This is a genomic window from Fusibacter fontis (assembly GCF_055378735.1).
This window is the reverse complement of sequence record NZ_AP042445.1, coordinates 352,715-372,920: the sequence shown is the minus strand read 5'-3', so window position 1 is coordinate 372,920 and position 20,206 is coordinate 352,715. Positions and strand designations below refer to the sequence as shown.

The following is a 20,206-nucleotide window of genomic DNA, read 5'->3' as shown; positions in this document are numbered from 1 at the left end:
AAATTTATAATTAGAATTCACATGAATTCACTGTAGATTAATACTGTATCAAAGCTGTGTCTTTATAATAGAAAGAAAGTATTTCAACAAAGGACTTTCCTTGTTCAGCCATTGCTTTTGCTCCAAACTGACTCATCCCAAGACCGTGTCCATACCCGTGTCCATAAAATACCACACTTCCACCGGTCGTGTCAAATATTTCAGTATTATTATACAGATAGGGTTTAAATGATGTCAAACTTGTAGAGTAAATATCCGTTGCAGATAAAAGAGCAGACTTATCCATCGTGACGATTTGTTCAATGCCGTTGATCACAACACGAAGTCGGTTGGTATCAATAAACTCTGCACTAGCGCCTGCATTGGTTCGAACGACACTTGGTACCATCAGTGGATTGGTTTCTTGATTTTGTACACTTGGCGTGGCATTTGTTCCTGCTGCAGCCTGAAGAATTGCCTCTTTATTGGTCACGGCCGTTGAAGGATCAAAACTAAATAATAAACTTTTGATAATTGATCCACCTAATACAAGGCGAATTTTATCTTTTTTAAGCGTCACATTTCCGCTCGTACCTACAAACTCCATAGAAAGTACATGTCCACCCTCTGTGCGTTCGAGAATTTTGAGCTGCAATAAGTCTCCAATTGCATAACCACTTACCGATAACCGCTGAATAATTTCTGCTTTGCTCACTGAAATCGTCCAGTCGGTATTGGGATATCCAAACGAATAAGGGTCAAATGTTTGTTTGATGTAAGGAAGCGATTCTGTCCAAACGTTTTCAGAATTATTCGTCATCCCGCCACTATGAGAATGATAATAAAGAGGGATCATCGCACCATTATATGAAAGCGCCATTCCAGACACTTCATTCACTGCTTGATTGCTATTAGGATGCTCCGCACTATATCCACCATAGACTTGACTGACTGTGGTGTTGCACACATCAAATCCAAATGAAGCATATCGTTTGCTCGCCGTTAAAACAAAATTTTTAGCTGCAATTGCCTGAGCCTTTAATGCCTCAATTGGCCAGCCACCGCTCATTTCTTTTGGCACTACACCATAAAGATATTCATCTAAACCAAGTCGATTGATAAAAGTCAAATCGCTATTAGGATTTCTTTTGACAATGAAAGAATCTCGATATTTGATTTTATTGAGTTCAAAAAGATTGGTTTTAAAAAATAAATTTGGCTCGCCACTGTCATAAGCAAAAATAAGTTGATCACCCGATGCAACAATCACGCGTCCGTAGTTCACTTCAGCCAGTGTGAATATTTGAGCAGGAAATTGTAATTTCATTGACTCTAAAGCGACATTTGATTCTACCGAATCATTGTAACTCCCCGTAAAAACTCGCCAGCCATTGTCATAGACTAAAAATGTGCCTGGTATACTAGGGGATATTTCCATATATTTTGCAAACGCTTCAGGATAAGTCGCGTAAAAATCTCCCACCTGAATATGGAATGGACCTTTTACATTGCCATTGAGGTAGAAACTCATAGCGCCTGTAGAGAGTTGATTCCCTGCCTTATCATAAAATCCATCTTTATAAAAGGTCAATGTCGGATAAATGGACAAATCTAATATTGGCATCCAGCTTCCTTCAATCTCTTGACCAAATACAAAGCCAGTTTCGCTTGAAACTGTGATGGGTTTTTCCGTATTACCACCAAAGATTAAACCGATATTCACGCGTTTAATTTCCTGTGCAAAGTTTGCATTTCCAAGATAAACAGCAAAAAACATTACCAAAGCTGTTAAAATTATGCTTTTGTTTAAACGTCTCTGTTTCATCTCTTTACTCCTCTTCTTCATTACCAAAACCTTCAAAATAAATTTGATCTGCATTGAGTACGCAATCATACCCTAAATGCATTCTCCCCTTGTTTGTAATGACGCGTCCCCTTGGTGTTCGACTGATAAATCCAATTTGCATCAGATAGGGCTCATAAACGTCTTCAATGGTCGTTGCTTCTTCACCCGTTGATGCAGCAAGCGTCTCTAAGCCAACTGGCCCTCCGTCAAAATTTTCTACTATACAAGATAAGACCTTTCGATCGACTGCATCAAGTCCCAAGGCATCTATTTCGAGTAAATCTAGTGCATTTTTAGCAATTTCAGCTGTCACATACCCATCGCCTTTTACCATGGCATAATCTCTTACGCGTTTTAAAAGTCTGTTGACAATTCGAGGCGTTCCTCGACTTCTCATGGCCATCTCTACCACGGCTTCATCTGCCATTGGCACGTTTAAAACCATTGCTGATCGTCTGATGATATCCGAAAGTTCTTCAGTATTATAAAGATCTAGTTTACAAATAACGCCAAAGCGGTCTCTTAATGGCGCTGTCAATTGCCCTGCTCGAGTGGTCGCACCAACTAAGGTAAAATGCGGGAGTTCTAACCTAACAGAACGCGCACCAGGTCCTTTTCCGATAACAATATCGATTGCAAAGTCCTCCATGGCCGGATATAACACCTCTTCTACTTGGCGACTTAGCCTATGGATCTCATCTATAAACAAAATATCTCGCTCTTTTAAACTCGTTAAAATAGCTGCCAAATCTCCCGGTCTTTCTATCGCAGGACCTGAAGTCACTTTAATATCCACTTGCATCTCTTCTGCGATGATATGGGATAAGGTCGTTTTTCCAAGTCCAGGAGGTCCATAAAGTAGTACGTGATCCAATGATTCATCACGCATCTTGGCTGCCTTCATAAATATATTCAATTTTTCCTTAGTCTTCTCTTGTCCAACATATTCATTGATAAGTCTAGGACGAATGGTATGCTCACTGTGATGATCTTCTTCGGTTAATTTAGGTGTTACAAATCTTTCCATTTATCCTCCAAATAAGGCTATGACTCGTCTATTTTAGCATATGTGTAAAGTATATATTTATAATACACGACGATAACATCCATTTATTATATATTGCCATCATATTTGTCTATTATATATGTTTTTAATAGTCACTTCTAAAACATCAATTTTTTAAGGGATGCTTTAATGATTTCTTCAACTGTCAGGTTATCAGTTACAATTTGTTTTAATACACCTTGAGCTTCCCCCCTTGTATATCCAAGGGATAAAAGTGCATCGAGTGCATCGTTGTGTGTTGCATCATTCACAACATGTTTTGTATCACGCGCACTCAACGTCATCGTCTGAGGTACTTTGTCCTTTAACTCTAGAACAATTCTCTCAGCAGTTTTTTTCCCCACTCCTTGTGCAGCGGTCAACGCTTTTACGTCTTCTGATGCAATTAAAAGCGCCACTGTTCCATAAGGAATAGATGATAAAATACCAATTCCCACTTTGGTACCTACGCCACTAACAGACGTCAATAAGTGGAACATATCGAGTTCCTCTCGAGTTGAAAATCCCACAAGCGAAATCGCATCTTCACGTACAATCATCTCTGTATAGACAACAACTTCTTCTCCAGGAGTTGAAAAATCACTCACTGACCCAGACGAAGTCGCAATTTTATATCCAATTCCTTGATTTTCTATAACGACTGTATCTAAACCCGCATGCACGAGTTTTCCTTTTATATAATCAATCATAAAGCCTCCATTTACTTATAGCTTATTATAAAACTTTCAAATTCAAATTACCATTACAATACCATGTCAATACCGAATCGTCATCCATTTGCCTTTTTTGTAATAGATTAGAACAATTAGCATATCGACGAATTCGCTGAGCACCGACGCAATTAAGAGCCCTGTAAAACCAGCGCGAAGTCCATAAGTTGCCGCAAGGCCAATTGGAATGAGAACAAGCCATCGGGAAATCATACTCGCCGTTAGAAATGGGGTGTTGTATCCCGACCCAGAAAATGCAGTTCCGTACCCAAACATCACGGATAAAAATAGCATCGAAGGTACCAACCATTTAATAATGATGGTTCCAATTCGAATCACTTCTGGATCTTTCGTAAACAGTCTGACCATTGGCTCTGCAAACACATATGACAGCCCTGTTACCAACACTAACACGATAACGCCTAATATTGCTGTTGCATGAATGGTTTTAAACACGCGATCCATTTTATTCGCGCCTAAATTCTGTCCGACAATGGTACTTCCACCCATATTTAATCCCAGCAAAGGCATAAAACACAAATCAATTAGCCGTATGACAATTCCGTAAGCAGCGACATATGACGTGCCATAAAATGCAATCATCTTAAACAAAATAAAATTGGCGATGTTGCGATTAAAGCCTTCTGCGCCACTTGGAAGTCCAATCGTAATGAGTTTTTTATCAATTTCCTTATCTAAAACAAATAGACGCTTCAAACTAATTTTGATATAGGTTCTACCTGATAACAACATCCAAAAGGCAATTAGAAATGCCACTAAAGAACTTACAACTGTTGCAAGTGCTGCGCCAAAAACACCCATTCCAAAGCCTTTTATCGGATGACCAAAAAAAGTGATATACGGAATCGTATCAAACATAAAGAGTGGATCGAGTACAATATTTAATATTGCCACGACGATCATCAAATAAAGTGGCTTTTTTGAATCTCCAATACAGCGCATTGCCGTATTGACCGTATAAGAAGAAAACATAATGGGTAAGAAAAACGTTCGAATATAGCCATAGTCCATAGCTGCCTGAAATGTCACTGCATCTTCGGTAAAAAAACCAACCAACGGCTTTAGAAAAATCAACATAAAGGCACCTGCTAAAAGTGCGATAAGCCCTTTAAATGTAATTGTCTGTTCAATGACTTTGGCCGTTTTATCCAAATCACCCTGACCATAACTTTGTGAAATCATCGATATGGAACTCGTGCCAATAATGTCATTAAAAACATACAAAATAACCGAAATCGTGCTATAAATCGTCACCCCAGCTACTGCTTCTGGTGAAATCATTCCGACAAAAATCATATCAACGACATTAAATAGCGTTTGAGCAAAAAAGCCAAGCATCGTTGGAAGTGCCATATAAACTAAATTTCCATAAATGTTTCCCTGTGTTAAGTCTTGCTGTTTCATTGTCCCTCCCAAAATGATGGTCTCCAATTATTATACCCCAAATGACAAAAAAACGCACCTATGTTCTGTTTTTCAAAACATAGGTGCGTAATTGAATTTCATTTACTTATTCTTATTTACTTATTTGTATCGATCTTCTGTGTCATATTCGTCTCTTTCATCGACTTCTTCAAAATCCACTTCGTTAGGATCATATTCTGGCATCACAATCGCCATAATGATGTAAATTAATATAGGTGAGCCAATTCCTAAAAACACCGCCAACAACCAGATGATACGAATCAGTGTAACGTCTATATTAAAATATCTCGCTAAACCTGCACATACACCAGAAATCTTTCCTTCTTTTTCGATTTTACATAATTTTTTCATCTATCGTTCCTCCTAATTTGCATAACCGCTCTATATATTCAATATAGGACAACTAGAAGAACAAATCAAGTATTCTAGCGGATTCTAAACCGATTCTAATCATATCCTAACTTTTGATTCGCCTATCGATATTCACTCTTTAGCAAAAAATGTTTCTGCTATACGAATCATATCACTTGCATCTTTGGCATATGCATCTGCGCCGATTGACTGGCAAACTTCTTCAGATAATACAGCACCTCCTACAACAACCGTCACTCGATCTAAACTGGATTTCAGTAATTCAACAGTTTCTTGCATGGAAACAACTGTCGTCGTCATAAGCGCACTCAATCCGACCAAATGAATATCATTTTTTTGACAAACCTCTAAAATACGTTCAGGTGCAACGTCTTTTCCCAAATCATATATTTGATATCCATAATTCTCTAATACGACTTTAACGATATTTTTTCCGATGTCATGAATGTCGTTTTTAACCGTTGCCAATAGGATTTTCCCCCGATTTAAGGTCGCTTGTCCAGATTGACTCATCGCTTCTTTAATAATAACAAACATATTTTGAACAGTTTCTGCCGACTGTATCAATTGAGGTAAAAACAAACGTCCAGCCTCATATTGGAGACCGACTTTATTTAAACTCGGAATAATGATTTTTTCCACAATTTCAAGGGGTTCAATTTGCGATAATGCTTCACGCGTCAAAGTCACGGCTTCCATTTTTAACCCTTTTTCAATTGCAGTTTCAAGTTGTGTTAAAAGAGTATCTGATGCTGTTTGACCGATTTGAAGAGTTTGACTGGTTTGAAGAGTTTGACCGGTTTGAATCGATTGATCTGCATTTACAGTTTTTTTATCATTTATTGCATATTTTTCAATATACTTTGTCGCATTGACATCTTGATAACTCAACACTTCGTAAGCCGCTATTGCAGCCATCATTTCACTATTGTCAGGATTGATAATAGGTGCTTTTAACCCTGCATACAAAGCCATAGTTAAATACGCTAAATTGATAATAGAACGTTGTGGAAGACCGAAGGATACATTACTAACGCCAAGCACCGTCTGAACACCGAGTTCTTTCGTCACGCGTTCTATGGCCTTTAATGATTCGAAAACTTCAGCCTGTTGCGCGCTCGCAGTCAAAGCCAAACAATCAATGAGAATATTTTCTCTTGGAATTCCCAATTTTTCTGCATCGTCAATAATGCGTCTTGCGATTTGAACACGCCCTTCTGCGGTAGGTGGAATGCCATCATCATCAAGCGTCAGTCCTAACACACAAGCACCGTATTTCTTTGCAATTGGCAAGATGGCCTCTAGCGACTCTCTTTTTCCATTGACTGAATTTATCAAGGGTTTTCCATTGTAATACCTGACTGCTTGTTCTAAACACGTCACACTTGAAGAATCCAATTGAAGAGGAACAGAAGAAATACTTTGAATGGATTGCATCAAGCGCGTCATCACTTCAGCTTCGTTAATTCCCGGAACGCCCACATTGAGATCTAAAATTGCAGCGCCTTGTTCCACTTGAATCAATGCTTCTCTAATCACATAGTCATCATTTTCGTTGAGTAACGCCTCTTTGAGGAGTTTTTTTCCAGTTGGATTGAGACGCTCACCAATAACCGTAATGTCTTCACCAATCGTAACGGTTTGTGCATATGAGCAGATTCTCGTTTTCGGCTTAAATTGCTTCACGCGTTTTTCAACATCAAATGTTTCCACTAGCTTGCGAATGAGTTTTATATGTTCCGCATCAGTTCCGCAACATCCACCTAGTAAGGAAACGCCAAGTGTCAAATACGTTTGAACTGCTGATTCAAACTTTTCATAATTTTTGTCAAAAACAGTCACCGAATGAATCAACTGCGGAAGTCCTGCATTGGGCTGAACCATTAAAGGCAGACGCGTTTCCTTGACAGCAACTTCAATTAAAGGAATCATTTCCTGCGCTCCAAAAGAGCAATTAAATCCAATGGCACTTACACCCAAACCTTCAAGAGTCGTCACCATGCTGATGACATCCGTCCCAAGAAATGTTCGCCCAGACGATTCGAAACTCATGGTACACAGAACGGGGACATTTGAATGCTCAACTGCAGCTAAAACGGCACATTTTGCTTCGTAAAGATCAGTAATCGTTTCAATTAAAATAAAATCACATCCGGCTTCAACGCCTGCGATGACCTGTTCTTTAAACAGTTCATACGCATCGTCAAACGACAACGACCCTGAAGGTTTTAACAAGGCACCTAAGGGACCAATATCTAGTGCAATATATCTCGGTTGCACCTCTCCAAAGCGTTCGTAGTACATCTTTCTTGCACTTTTTGCAATGTTTATCGCTTGTTCTATGGTTTCAGAAACATTGCTTACTTTCAGAGCATTTGCACCAAATGTATTGGTCGTGATCACATCACAACCCGACATTAAATAATTGAGATGAATCTTTTGTATCACCTCAGGATGTGTGTGATTATATGTTTCAGGAGCGACTCCAGGTGGCAAATGTTGTTCCTGTAGCGCCGTCCCCATTGCACCGTCAAATACTAGATTTTGTTTCGTAATGATGGATTGAAAATATTCTCTATTCATGATGAATCCTCCGATAATGACATGTTTTTAATAGACACTGACTACAGTCATTGCCACAAGTTCTGACAACGCTGTTGATTGGAACCTCTGATTCTCCCATGACAAATATCACAGATTTTTCAGGAACGAGCTGATAAGCATTCGTTATGAAGACACCCATACTTTTTTCCAGTCCTAAATATTCCCCAAGGATCTTTTGAGCGGATAACTTCAAATCTCCATACCCGGGACTATATCTTTGACTTGTATAACGTCCATTTTCACGTGAGACAGTCGCAATTTGATCTTGACACCAATCACAATAGGCATCTACAATAACGGATGCGCATGCATCTGCAACAACGCCAACAGATGGCGACAAATGCATTTGTGCTTGTATCCACTGTGAAATGTCTTTTCCAATCGTAACTGCGACCATGTAAAGGCTATCTGATGGAGTAATTGTCCTCGCTAAATCACTGGAAACAATAGAATCTACCGCCACTCCTTCTGAACTTAGTAGTGTAAGTTCATCCTCTTTGATTGATATATCACATTTAACGATCTGGTGTTTAAAATTTGCACGCTTTAAGCATTCACGTACACCTGTTTGAATAAACGCCAGTTGTTCTTCATTTGCAGAATCCCCTTTAAAATGAAGGTACCTTAGAATCGTTTCACTGGAAATATAAGGTTGAATCATCTCTTTGATAGATTCATGAGCATTCAATTGAATCGTTCTCATATTCACCGCCACAATCGATCTATTTTTGTACCAATTGGCACGTATCAGATGTCGTTAATTTTAAAATGGAACCTAAATTTTGGACAATCCTCTTTGCAACTTCAGGCTTATTCATCACATATAAGTGAATCCCATCAACACCATTTGAAAGCAGTTCCACGATTTGATCACATGCATATGAGATTCCCGCATCCTTTAATGCTTCAGGATGATTTTCGTACTTGTTTAAAATGCGTTTAAATTTATCCGGTAATGTCGCACCACTTAGCTGAACCATTCGCTCAATTTGAACTTTGTTTAGAGCCGGCATGATTCCCACCGTTATCGGCACATTGATGTCCAAACTTCTCGCTTCATGTTCGAAAGACGTGTACTTTGAGTTGTCAAAAAATAATTGCGTCACCAAAAAATCCACACCACATGTCACTTTTTCTTTTAAGTGAATCAAGTCAGTTGTAAGGCTTCTCGCTTCAATATGCCCTTCTGGATAACAAGCTGCTCCAATGCCAAAATCCCCAATACTTTTGATATACGCAATCAAATCGGATGCATATAAAAAATCACCTTTAGATGCATTGAGTTCTGGTTGAATATCTCCTCGCAATGCTAAAATATTCTCGAGGTTTTTAGCTTCAAACTGTTTTAAAATAGCTTGAATATCTGATTTTGAAGCATTTACACTGGTTAGATGCGCAAGTGCTTCGATTTGATAATCGTTTTTAATCTTCGCAGCAATTTCCACTGTATTCATCTGGCGTTCAGTTCCAGCTGCGCCATATGTCACACTGATATAATCTGGACTTAAGAGTGCGAGTTCATCGATCGTCCGATACAGACTTTTCACATCACCTTCGCGCTTGGGCGGAAAAATTTCAAAAGATAGAACCGGTCGGCTTTGACCAAATAAATGGCTAATTTTCATCAAGTACTCCTTTTTTGAATGATTTACCTTTCCAAAGAGCGAATTTAACGTTCAAAAAAACGTCGCTTGGGAAAGCGACGTTTATAAGATCTTTCACTCTCTCATCTTTCATTTCTTACGAAATGCAGGAATTGGCACCTTGCATCAAATGGGATGCAGGTTGCTGGGCGTCATGGAGCCTGGTCTCTCGGCCTCTCTGGATAAGGAATTTATTCAATTGTATTGTATCATTCACTAGAACGATTGTTGATATGTTAGCACAATTTTTTTTAAGATGCAATACCTTCAACTAAATTTTTTATGCACTTACACGTTCACTAGAGGATTTAGAAGATTCTTTTTTATTGAGAATTTCCATTTCACCTTCTTCAATAAACTGATTCGAGTAGAGTTCATAGTAATGCCCACGTCTATTCATCAGTTCTGCGTGATTGCCTTTTTCGATTACCTGACCTTTTTCAATGACTAAGATAACATCCGCATTGCGAATTGTCGACAGACGGTGTGCAATGATAAAGCTCGTTCGATTCGAAAGTACGCGATCAATAGCATGTTGAATTTTTGCTTCAGTTTCCGTATCAATGGATGAAGTTGCTTCATCGAGGAAGAATAAACTCGGTTTCGCAATAATTGCTCTTGCGAATGAAATCAGTTGTTTCTCACCAGTTGATAACATTGCTCCACTTTCACCAACTTCAGTATCATATCCTTTTTCAAGTTTCATAATAAAATCATGTGCATTGACTGTAATCGCTGCTTCAACAATTTCATCATCTGTTGCATCCAGTTTACCGTATCGAATGTTCTCGCGAATGGTTCCACTAAATAGATGTGGCGCTTGTAGTACGTAACCTATATTAGAATGCAACCAGCTTTGCGAACGTTCTTTATAATCTTTTCCATCAATGAGGATTTGGCCAGCTGTCGGCTCATAGAAACGACACGCCAAATTGACAATAGTACTCTTACCCGAGCCCGTCTCTCCAACTAAAGCAACGGTTTGACCTTTTCTTACTTTTAAGTTAAAGTCTTTTAAAATATACTCGCCTTCTTTATACCAGAAGTCGACATTTTTAAACTCTACTTCACCATAGATAGATTCCCAGTTTTCAGTCTTTAAATGGTAATGATCCCCATAAATTTTTTGTACAAAATCACTTTCCGTAATCTCTTCTGGCTCGTTGATGAGCGACATCACTCTTTCCGCTGCTGCTTGTGCGCTGATCATCTCTGTATAAATTCTAGATAGTTCTAAAACTGGATCAAAGAATTGACGTGCATAGGTAATGAAGAGCATCAATGTCCCATAAGTAATCACTGAATTCATGACAAACTTACTTCCAAAGTATAATGTCAGTACAGTCCCAATCGCCGAAATAAATAACGCCATTGGCATGTACCCTGCAGAAAGTGTACCCGCTCTGACAGAAGTACGTTTCATATCTCGAGTAACCTCTCCAAACTCTTCGCGATTGAGTTCTTCTCTTACAAGCGTCTTCGTCGTTTTTGCGCCTACGATGCCATCATTGTATAACCCTGTAATCTTTGAGTTGATTTTGCGAACATTTCGGTAAGAAACGAGCATTTTCTTCTCAAAGAACACGCTGATAAATGCAAGGAGCGGCAATGTTACTAATGTCACAACTGCCAGTTTCCAGTTAACAACTAACATTACCACTGAAACACCTGCCATCATGGCAATTCCCCAAACGAGGTCAACAAGCCCCCATGCAAGAGTTTCAGAGATTTTGGTTGAATCAGATGTCGTCCTTGCGATCATCCAACCTACTGCATTTTTATCATAATAACTAAATGACAACTTCTGTAATTTTTCAAAACTGTCTTTGCGCATTTTATAGAGCATTTTCATCTCAATTTTACCTGCGTGACGTATAAATAAGAAAACATCTAATCCAAGTAAACATGTCAAAATGAAATACGCAACGCCTACAAACCAAAGTCCATCTAAGTTTCTTGGTTCAACGTAATGATCAATCGCATACTGTGTCACAAGTGGAAATAGAACATCCAGTGCTGCAAGTGAAATCATATACGTACATAAAATTAAAAAATCTTTCTTAAAACTTCTGAAATACACAAACATCTGTTTCCAAATGGTCTTATCGTATTTCAATTTCATTTCTTTTGTATTTTCCACGAAAATCCCTCCTTAAATTTGAACGATTCAAACTTTAGAGTTTTATATAACCATTTTTTGTAAATCCCAAATTCGTTTATATAAGCCTTCTTGTTTGTGCAATTCGTCATGTGTCCCAATTTGAATGATTTTTCCCTCATCCATAACTAAAATCAAATCTGCTTCTGCCAAAGTTGTAATTCTATGGCTAATAATTAATGTTGTAATATCTTTGCTACGTTTTTTTAGTGCACGTCGAATTCTCATATCGGTTTCAGTATCCACCGCACTTAAAGAATCATCAAATACCAAAATGCGCTTGTCCGCATCAATAATAGTTCTTGATATTGCAACACGTTGTTTTTGACCACCTGATAATGACACACCTTTTTCGCCAATAATGGTTTCATACCCATCTTTAAACTCAATAATGTTATCATGAATCGATGCCATACGTGCTGCACCTATAATATCTTGTTCATCATACTTTCTATCGATAATTCCGATATTTTCTTTGACTGTTTTTGCATACAAATACGGTTCTTGTAGAATCAAACCAATTTTACGTCTAATCCAAGACTTTTTAATGGTTTTAAGTTCATGCCCATCAATTTGAATGCTACCTTCGTACTCATAAAGTCTTTGTAACAAATGCACCATCGTCGATTTACCAGAACCTGTCGATCCTAAAATCCCCAAAGTTTTACCTTTTTCAAGTGTAAAGCTAATATCCTTAAGGGCAACTTTTCCATCTGGATAAGCGAAGTTAACATGTTCGAATTTAATTGCACCTTGAATGTCAGGTTCAATTTCATCTGGTAACTCTTCTTCTATGATTTCATTCATAATTTCATTGATCCTACCGATTGCAACCGTTGTCTTACCAAACTCACTCAGAAGTCTTCCGGACTGCTTAACTGGCCATAGGAGCATCGATTCATAAGTGATAAACGCCATCAAAGTACCAATGGTTACTTCGCCGGTAATGACCATTCTTGAACCAACCACCAACACAATTCCACTTTGAAACAGTGTCAGTAAATCTGACGAAGACCAAAAAGTGGCGAGAATTTCAATCAATCTATAATTTTTATTGCTATGACCACTGTTAACTTCTTCAAATTTATCAATCTCGTATTTTTCTCTACCAAAAGCTCTTACCACACGAACACCTGATAAATTTTCTTGAAGCACTGTTGTTAACTTGCCTTCTGCTTCATCCACTTTAGTAAAAGTTGATTGAACTTTCGTAAAAAATATATACGAAAAGAAGAACAGAACAGGAATTAATACAACTGCATATAGCGTCAATTTCGCATTTAAAGACAACATAATTCCTACAGATAAAACAATCATAAAGATAATGCGTCCTAAGTCGACAATTTGCACGCCGAGAAATCTTCGAACCGTTTCAACATCTGATGTACAACGCTGAATCATGTCACCGGTTTCTTTTTTAGTGTGTTGCTCATACGTCATATATTGAATCTGCTTATACAGTGAATTTCTGATATTTTGTGCGATGTTTTCTGCAGCATAACTGGAAAGTACGCCTTTAAAAAATAGAAATAACCCTCTAATAAAACTAATTGCAACGATGATCCAAACGACACTTAGTAAATTTTTACCAAATAAGTCAATAATAAATTGTAAACTACCAGCTGGTTCTTCACCAACAACAGAATCCACAGCGAATTTAATTAAAATTGGCGTAGCGAGTTGTGCAGCAGTTGCGATGATGATTGAAAGAATCGCGAGTGAAAAAGCCAATCGATATCCCTTCAAATACTTAAATATACTCTTCATTTCTAAAACTACCTCCTTTAAAATCGTCTGTGTTTTTCTAAATAAAAAAACCACGCAAGCGTGGTTTTTTTCAGATGGATGGACGTCAGACTCCGAGAGTCTATTCCCCTGATAAAAATAAAAAACCACAGACATTTGCCTGTGGTCAAATTGATTAATTGATGTGTATCAAACTAATTAAAATGATTTCCGCAGGCTATAAACTTAAAATTAGACACAGCGATAGCGTTCACTTGTGCGTTGACTGATGCGAATTGTAAACCAAATACTCTAACTTTGCTCATGTTTATAACCTCCTTTTCTTAAAAATAGTGTGAACTTCGATAATCGAAGTATTGCCTAAAAACAGAATACTCTATTCAACCAGTATGGTCAACTTTTTTTTACACTTGTCATCTAATTGTAATACAAAATGAATTTTTCGACTATTTTTGACCGTATTTATTGAGGTAGAAATCCCTCATAACAGCACAATCTTCTGGACTCAATTCAACTGCGCCACCCACATTTGCTGCAAGCAGAGTCGCTTGAGCGGATTTTTCACAGATAAACGCGATTTTCATCGTTTCTTTTAGCGTCGGACCTGCTGCAAGCATCCCGTGATTTGCCATTAAAACCGCATAACGATCTCTCAACGCGTCAACAACCACTTTACCCAAATCAACTGAACCCGGTAAACGATAATCTGAAACGCGAACATTTCCTCCGACGATTTGAACCATATCTTCGCATGTCGCTGGAATTGGTTTTCTTGCAATTGCAAGCGCAGTGCAATGTACTGAATGCGTATGGACAATTGCATGAATATCGTCTCTATTTTTATAAATTTCAAGATGCAGTGGTAACTCAATAGATGGTTTCATATTTCCATCGATTAAGTTCCCCTCTAAATCTACAATTGGAATATTTTCTGGTAATAATTTTTCATAATCTACTCCAGATGGCGTAATCGCTACTAAATCTTCACCTGGAATTCGTACACTGATGTTTCCCCATGTGCCAATAACCAACGCGGATTTCAAAATCATCACGCCTGCATCAATAATTTCTTTACGCGCCATTTGATGTTTTAATGACATAATTTCCTCCATATGTTGTTCGAATACTCTCGAACAAATGACTATAATCTCAGCAGTGCGTTTTGACAATTGCAGTTTGACGCATTCATGTCTGTGGATGCTTTGGCATTCTGGATAAATATATCCACAAACATTTTGGTTAACTCCGATTTGTTCAACTCCATTGCCTCACTAATTTGGTGGCCTGTAATGGCCTTTCCTTCGATGCCTGTACACCAATTGGTAATGACACCTATGGCAGAATAACACATCCCCAATTCTTTTGCAAGTACACATTCAGGAACATTGGTCATCCCAACGACATCGCCACCAATCATTTGATAAAATTTAATTTCAGCTGCAGTTTCAAATCTAGGTCCTTCAGTACATACATAAACACCTGATCCGCGATAATCAATTTTATAATTGCACACCGCATTGAGAAAATAATTACGTAGTTTATTGCAGTAAGGAGATGTCATTTCAACATGCGCAACCTGTCCATCGTCTCCTTCATAATACGTCTGAACTCTCCCTTTAGTAAAATCTAAAAAATCGTGTATTAATACAACCTGTCCTGGCTCAAATTGGTCATTTAACGAACCAACAGCACAGGTGGCATATATTTCATCAACACCTAAAATTTGTAACGCCTTCATATTTGCTCGATAATTAATCTTATGCGGGGGCGTTTGATGAGCGCTTCCATGACGTGCAAGGAACACAAAATCAACACCTTGAATTTCCACAAGATCAACTGCCACTTTGCCATATTCAGTTTCAATCACTTCGCGTCTCGCATGTTCAAAAGCGCTATAAACGCCTGTTCCTCCAATAATTGCCTTTCTCATACTTCCGCTCCAAATTTGTTTTTATTCATCGTAAGATATTAGTCGCTCATAAGATACTAGATTTTTAGCTTCGGAATATTTTCGCAATAAGGGGGAAATACTACGCCCTTTTCAGTGATAATCGCCGTGATATTTTCATTTGGCGTCACATCAAAGGCAGGATTATATACTGGCATTCCCTCAGGCGCGATACGAATACCATTTATATGAGTCACTTCCTCAGCATCGCGTTCTTCAATCTCAATTTCAGCACCCGTTGCCATATTAAAATCAATAGTCGTCGTCGGTGCAGCGATATAAAATGGTACTTGATACACTTTTGCAAGAGCAGATAACATAAACGTTCCAATTTTATTAGCTGTATCACCATTACTAGCGATTCGATCTGCACCCACTATAATGCGATTGATTTTTCCATCTCGAATCAAAGTGGCTGCAACGCTATCTGGAATAAGTGTCGCTGGAATCCCTTCTTCTTTGAGTTCCCACGCAGTCAGTTTTGCGCCTTGAAGTCTTGGTCTTGTTTCATCTGCATACACTTTTATATTTTTACCTGAAGCATGAGCTTCTCGAATAACTCCCAGTGCCGTTCCATATGCAACTGTTGCCAATGCCCCCGTATTACAATGCGTTAAAATAGTATCGCCATACATAATCAGTGTATTTCCATGCTCTGCCATTGCTTTGCAACTAATGGCATCTTCCTCGAAAATAGCATGTGCTTCACATTCAATACAAGTTCTCATTGCTTCAGAATCCGCACTCTCTAATAAAGCTACGGCACAAACAATTCTTTCTGTCGCCCACATTAAATTGACAGCAGTGGGTCTACTTGCATCCAATTTTCTTTTGACTTCTTTCATTGCTTCAAGGGTTAAATTCGCTCCTAACTCATTTGCAGCAATAAGCATGCCATAACCGGCAGTTGCACCAATTGCTGGCGCGCCTCTAACAATCATATCTTTTATTGCAAATATCACATCATCAAGCGTCTGACAAGTTACATATGCTTTTTCATTTAGTAAAATTCTTTGATCAATTAATACGAGTGCCCCATTTACATATTCAACTGCTTTAAACGAACTCATTTAAGTTTCCCCACTTTAATTTATTTTTGCGTTCTCTCTATTATTTTTGCGTTCTTTCTATTAATTTTGAAGATAACATCTGTACTTTTTGAAGGATTTCTCGTTCGGGAATGGTTTTGATTTGATATGACTCCATCAGAATTTCACCATTACAGATGACATGACTCACATCTGAAGCACTCGCAGAATACACGACCATTGCCACTAAATCATGAACAGGTGTAAGATGAGGTTTATTTAAATCAAATAGAATGATATCCGCCTTTTTACCCGTCTCTATCGTTCCAGTATAAGCATCAATCCCCAATGCTTTAGCGCCATTAATCGTCGCAATTTCCAACATCTTATACGCAGGTAAAACCGTAGGATTCGCTTCAACTCCCTTGTTCACTAGTGCGCCCAAATGAAGTTCTTCCAACATATTCACATTATTATTGGACGATGCGCCATCTGTTCCCAATGCAACGTTGATGCCTTCTGCAACTAATCTTGTAATGGGTGCAAATCCATTTCCAAGCTTTAAATTACTCGACGGATTATACAATACACTAACTTGTTTTTCCTTGAGGATCGGAAAATCGCAGGATTTCAAATGCACGCAATGTGCGCCGCTTACCTGTGCATCCAAGACGCCCAATGCATTCATATGTTCAATTGGCGTTTCACCATGCTGTTCCAATGACTGATTCACTTCAAATATACTTTCTGATAAGTGAATATGAAGAGGTGTATTCAATTCTTTAGCAAGTGCAGTTGACTTTACTAAATAATCATCTGAACACGTATAAGGTGCATGTGGTGCCACTTCAATTCGAATACGTCCGTTAGATTGATTGTGCCACTTGTCATATAACGCTCTGACTTCACCAAATCGTTTTTCATCTGGATCTGCTACACCAACCATTCCAAGACCAAGATTTGCACGCAATCCACTTAATTCAGTTGCTCTGGCTACGTCTTCCATAAAGAAATACATATCTCTAAACGTCGTACATCCAGACCTGATAAGTTCAATCATACTTAAGAGTGACCCATAATAAACATCCTCAGCGGTTAAATTGGCTTCAATTGGCCAAATTTTATTGTTTAACCATTCCATCAATGGCATATCATCCGCATAATTTCTGAATAAAGACATTCCCATATGCGTGTGTGCATTAATCAATCCTGGCATCGCTAAATGATTCGATCCATCTATGATTTGATCAGCGACAAAATTCTCAGGAACCTCTCCCAAGGCAAAAATTCGATCATCTTCAATACATATCGAACCTTTAAAAACGCCTTCTTCAATACTTCTCATGGTCAGGATATTGACATTTGAAATTAATAGTCTCATCTTAAATCCCCACTCCTCATTCAGTCATTTATCTCCATTTATATGATATCGATTCAATTATTTGCTTATCTTTCATTATACTTTAATTGCAAATGTGAAATCAACCTTCGTATGCGCAATTTTTGTTACACATGTTACGGAATCAACCGGATTCATCTGGTAAACTCAGTTTATAAAATACAAAACATAAGGAGAATGAATATGGCAATCTTAAAAGAAATGAAAATAGGCGAAATTGTTAGAACTTATCCTAAATCGGTTGAAATTCTATATCAATTTGGAATGGGATGCGTTGGCTGTCCATCTGCACAAGCAGAAAGTTTAGAGGAAGCGGCTCACGTACACGGTCTCAATTTAGACGAATTAATTGACACATTAAACCAAAACATTTAAGGAGGACTCAAATGAGTGCATTTTTAGGCCCTATCCACCATTGGTTATACAACAAAGTGCTTTGGCACGAGACACTTCTCGAACAAATCGTTCAATCTTTTAATATCAGTGAAAGCGAAAAAGTAACATTCACAACTGAGCTCAATCAACTATATGGTGCGCCAGAAACAAACCCACTTGAAGAAATTGTAGAACTAACCAATATTCATGGGTGGTTACAAATGAAAATAGAAAGTCTCGAAAAAAGAATCGCTTCAACAATTAATCAAGGATTAGTCAACAATTGGACTCATCTTCAATCATTAGAAGCACTTTATTATGAAAATGGCAAACAAGCGATTACAGCTGTTGCCACTCAGATCCATTCGCCTTCAGATTTATTTAAGACGATGAATGATTATCTCTTAGATGGTATGCCTTGTGATCGCGTGAACGCTCTTTTAGAATCCGACGATAGTGCTGTGACATGGCAGCGTAACCAATGTGTTCATCAGCCTTTATGGGATGCAGTTAATGCAGACATCCACATATTCTATCACCTACGCCACCATTGGCTTCATGCATTTGCGACTCATTCTGGTTCTTTTGAATATAAGGCTGTCAATCCAACGACTTATTCATTTTTAAGGAGCTCATTATGATCAGTATCGATTTAATGGTAGAGGAACATCGACATATAAAAAACATGCTGAACGTAATGCGCTCAGCATGTTATCAACTTATGATAAATCAACTCTTTGTTCCAGAAGATTTTAAACTTATGATTGATTTCGTACGTCAATATGCAGATGCACATCACCATGGCAAAGAAGAACACCTCTTTTTTAATCGAATGGTAGATGAATTAGGACCTGCTGCCGAGAAGCTCGTCACACATGGCATGCTCGTTGAACATGATCTTGGAAGACTTTTTATTCAAAATTTAGAAGAAAGTATCAGGCGGTTTTGTGAAGGTCATGAGTCATCTAAGCTGGATATTATTGCCCACGCAATTGGATATACACATCTTTTACAACGTCATATTGATAAAGAAGATCGTGTAGTCTATCCTTTTGCAGAAAAACACTTTAGTCAAGAAACTCTTCAATCTATTGAAACCGCTTTTATCCAATATGAACATGAAGCTGTAACTTCGCAACATTATTTGAATATTCTTGAACAATTACAAATTAAATATCCAAAGATTGCTGAATAATCGCTTTTACCTCTTCAGAAAGTTTAACGGTTTCACGATTCATCTCATCGGTTATTTCAATTGGATCTGAAACAATAATGGTGACATGGGCTGGTTTAATTTTAAACGAGCCTTTTTTCATTAAATCCATTGAGCGATTGATTGTAACAGGCACAATCATTGCACCTGATTTCGTTGCGAGCTTCATCCCACCTGGTTTGAACTCTCCTAACGATCCATCGTGACTTCGTGTACCTTCGGGAAAGATTACCATGGAATGTCCTGATTTTAAAATATTGACACCTTCTGTAATGGTTTTTACTTGTTGTCTGATATCATCGCGATCCATAAAAACACAATTCATATAACGCATCCAATCACGAATCATCGGAAGTTTTAAAGTCTCAATTTTAGCGACAAATCCTTTTTTACCGGGAAGTTGAGTAATCATCAGTGGAATATCAAAATTACTTTGGTGGTTACACACATATAAAACCGCACGATCTTTAGGTATTTTATCCGCACCAATCACAGTGGTTTTACACCCAGCAAGTTTTAATAATGCTCCCATCCATTCTCTCGCTTTTTGATCAGCGTAAATGCTTCTTTCCTCTAAATTGGTAATTTTTTTTGCTTTAAAATAGGCTGGAATATATAGGACTAATTTAATCCAGAAAAAGAGAAACCATACAATTGTTCTTAACATTTTGCC

Annotated in this window: 18 protein-coding genes and 1 riboswitch; of the genes, 3 read left to right on the top strand and 15 right to left on the bottom strand. The window is 38.0% G+C overall.

Translation table 11 applies throughout. The features are described from left to right. Positions 1–37: 37 nt before the first annotated feature. From ACZ41W_RS01535 to ACZ41W_RS01470, 14 genes are all read right to left on the bottom strand, one after another. Positions 38–1,804, bottom strand: a complete 1,767-nt coding sequence (locus tag ACZ41W_RS01535) for a SpoIID/LytB domain-containing protein (RefSeq protein ID WP_464313116.1) — start codon at positions 1,802–1,804, stop codon at positions 38–40. Positions 1,805–1,808: 4 nt separating this feature from the next. Continuing rightward, positions 1,809–2,852 (bottom strand): Holliday junction branch migration DNA helicase RuvB, encoded by a 1,044-nt coding sequence (ruvB, locus tag ACZ41W_RS01530; protein ID WP_464313115.1) that lies wholly within the window; start codon positions 2,850–2,852, stop codon positions 1,809–1,811. 137 nt (positions 2,853–2,989) lie between these two features. Next, the gene (gene ruvA, locus ACZ41W_RS01525) at positions 2,990–3,580 is read right to left on the bottom strand and encodes a Holliday junction branch migration protein RuvA (protein WP_464313114.1); all 591 of its coding nucleotides are present in this window, start codon (positions 3,578–3,580) and stop codon (positions 2,990–2,992) included. A 66-nt stretch (positions 3,581–3,646) separates the two neighbouring features. Next, on the bottom strand, positions 3,647–5,026 hold the full coding sequence (locus tag ACZ41W_RS01520) for an MATE family efflux transporter (protein ID WP_464313113.1): 1,380 nt from the start codon (positions 5,024–5,026) through the stop codon (positions 3,647–3,649). A gap of 120 nt (positions 5,027–5,146) precedes the next feature. Further along, positions 5,147–5,398, bottom strand: coding sequence for a PspC domain-containing protein (locus ACZ41W_RS01515; protein WP_464313112.1), 252 nt, complete (start codon positions 5,396–5,398; stop codon positions 5,147–5,149). Between the two features lie 132 nt (positions 5,399–5,530). Further along, positions 5,531–8,002: a homocysteine S-methyltransferase family protein gene (locus ACZ41W_RS01510; protein WP_464313111.1), complete on the bottom strand. Its 2,472-nt coding sequence runs from the start codon at positions 8,000–8,002 to the stop codon at positions 5,531–5,533. Continuing rightward, complete coding sequence (locus ACZ41W_RS01505) at positions 7,995–8,726, bottom strand: hypothetical protein (protein WP_464313110.1); 732 nt, start codon at positions 8,724–8,726, stop codon at positions 7,995–7,997. Before ACZ41W_RS01505 ends, ACZ41W_RS01510 begins: the two co-directional genes overlap by 8 nt. 19 nt (positions 8,727–8,745) lie before the next feature. After that, a complete protein-coding gene (gene metF / locus ACZ41W_RS01500) occupies positions 8,746–9,648 on the bottom strand; it encodes a methylenetetrahydrofolate reductase [NAD(P)H] (RefSeq protein ID WP_464313109.1) in 903 nt (300 codons plus the stop codon). Positions 9,649–9,746: 98 nt separating this feature from the next. Beyond that, a riboswitch (SAM riboswitch) is annotated at positions 9,747–9,855 on the bottom strand. A gap of 91 nt (positions 9,856–9,946) precedes the next feature. Next, positions 9,947–11,806: an ABC transporter ATP-binding protein gene (locus ACZ41W_RS01495; RefSeq protein ID WP_464313108.1), complete on the bottom strand. Its 1,860-nt coding sequence runs from the start codon at positions 11,804–11,806 to the stop codon at positions 9,947–9,949. 42 nt (positions 11,807–11,848) lie between these two features. Continuing rightward, positions 11,849–13,591 (bottom strand): ABC transporter ATP-binding protein, encoded by a 1,743-nt coding sequence (locus ACZ41W_RS01490; protein WP_464313107.1) that lies wholly within the window; start codon positions 13,589–13,591, stop codon positions 11,849–11,851. Positions 13,592–14,016: 425 nt separating this feature from the next. Then, positions 14,017–14,670, bottom strand: a complete 654-nt coding sequence (locus ACZ41W_RS01485; protein WP_464313106.1) for a class II aldolase/adducin family protein — start codon at positions 14,668–14,670, stop codon at positions 14,017–14,019. Between the two features lie 41 nt (positions 14,671–14,711). Then, a complete protein-coding gene (locus ACZ41W_RS01480) occupies positions 14,712–15,500 on the bottom strand; it encodes an S-methyl-5'-thioinosine phosphorylase (protein ID WP_464313105.1) in 789 nt (262 codons plus the stop codon). A 56-nt stretch (positions 15,501–15,556) separates the two neighbouring features. After that, positions 15,557–16,588 (bottom strand): S-methyl-5-thioribose-1-phosphate isomerase, encoded by a 1,032-nt coding sequence (gene mtnA / locus ACZ41W_RS01475; RefSeq protein ID WP_464313104.1) that lies wholly within the window; start codon positions 16,586–16,588, stop codon positions 15,557–15,559. A 40-nt stretch (positions 16,589–16,628) separates the two neighbouring features. Further along, on the bottom strand, positions 16,629–17,927 hold the full coding sequence (locus ACZ41W_RS01470) for an amidohydrolase (RefSeq protein WP_464313103.1): 1,299 nt from the start codon (positions 17,925–17,927) through the stop codon (positions 16,629–16,631). A gap of 201 nt (positions 17,928–18,128) precedes the next feature. Here ACZ41W_RS01470 and ACZ41W_RS01465 point away from each other — a divergent pair, with 201 nt between their 5' ends. The 3 genes from ACZ41W_RS01465 to ACZ41W_RS01455 are packed head-to-tail and all read left to right on the top strand — an operon-like array spanning position 18,129 to position 19,515. Then, positions 18,129–18,320: a DUF1858 domain-containing protein gene (locus ACZ41W_RS01465; RefSeq protein ID WP_464313102.1), complete on the top strand. Its 192-nt coding sequence runs from the start codon at positions 18,129–18,131 to the stop codon at positions 18,318–18,320. 11 nt (positions 18,321–18,331) lie between these two features. Continuing rightward, positions 18,332–18,961 carry a hypothetical protein gene (locus ACZ41W_RS01460; RefSeq protein WP_464313101.1) on the top strand — a complete coding sequence of 210 codons (630 nt, stop codon included), beginning with the start codon at positions 18,332–18,334 and terminating at the stop codon, positions 18,959–18,961. Further along, entirely contained in the window at positions 18,958–19,515 is a 558-nt protein-coding gene (locus ACZ41W_RS01455; protein ID WP_464313100.1) for a hemerythrin domain-containing protein, read from the top strand. The genes ACZ41W_RS01460 and ACZ41W_RS01455 overlap by 4 nt, the downstream gene beginning before the upstream one ends. Here the strand turns inward: ACZ41W_RS01455 and ACZ41W_RS01450 are convergent. After that, a complete protein-coding gene (locus tag ACZ41W_RS01450; protein ID WP_464313099.1) occupies positions 19,490–20,200 on the bottom strand; it encodes a lysophospholipid acyltransferase family protein in 711 nt (236 codons plus the stop codon). The two genes, ACZ41W_RS01455 and ACZ41W_RS01450, sit on opposite strands and share 26 nt — an antisense overlap. Between the last annotated feature and the right edge of the window lie 6 nt (positions 20,201–20,206).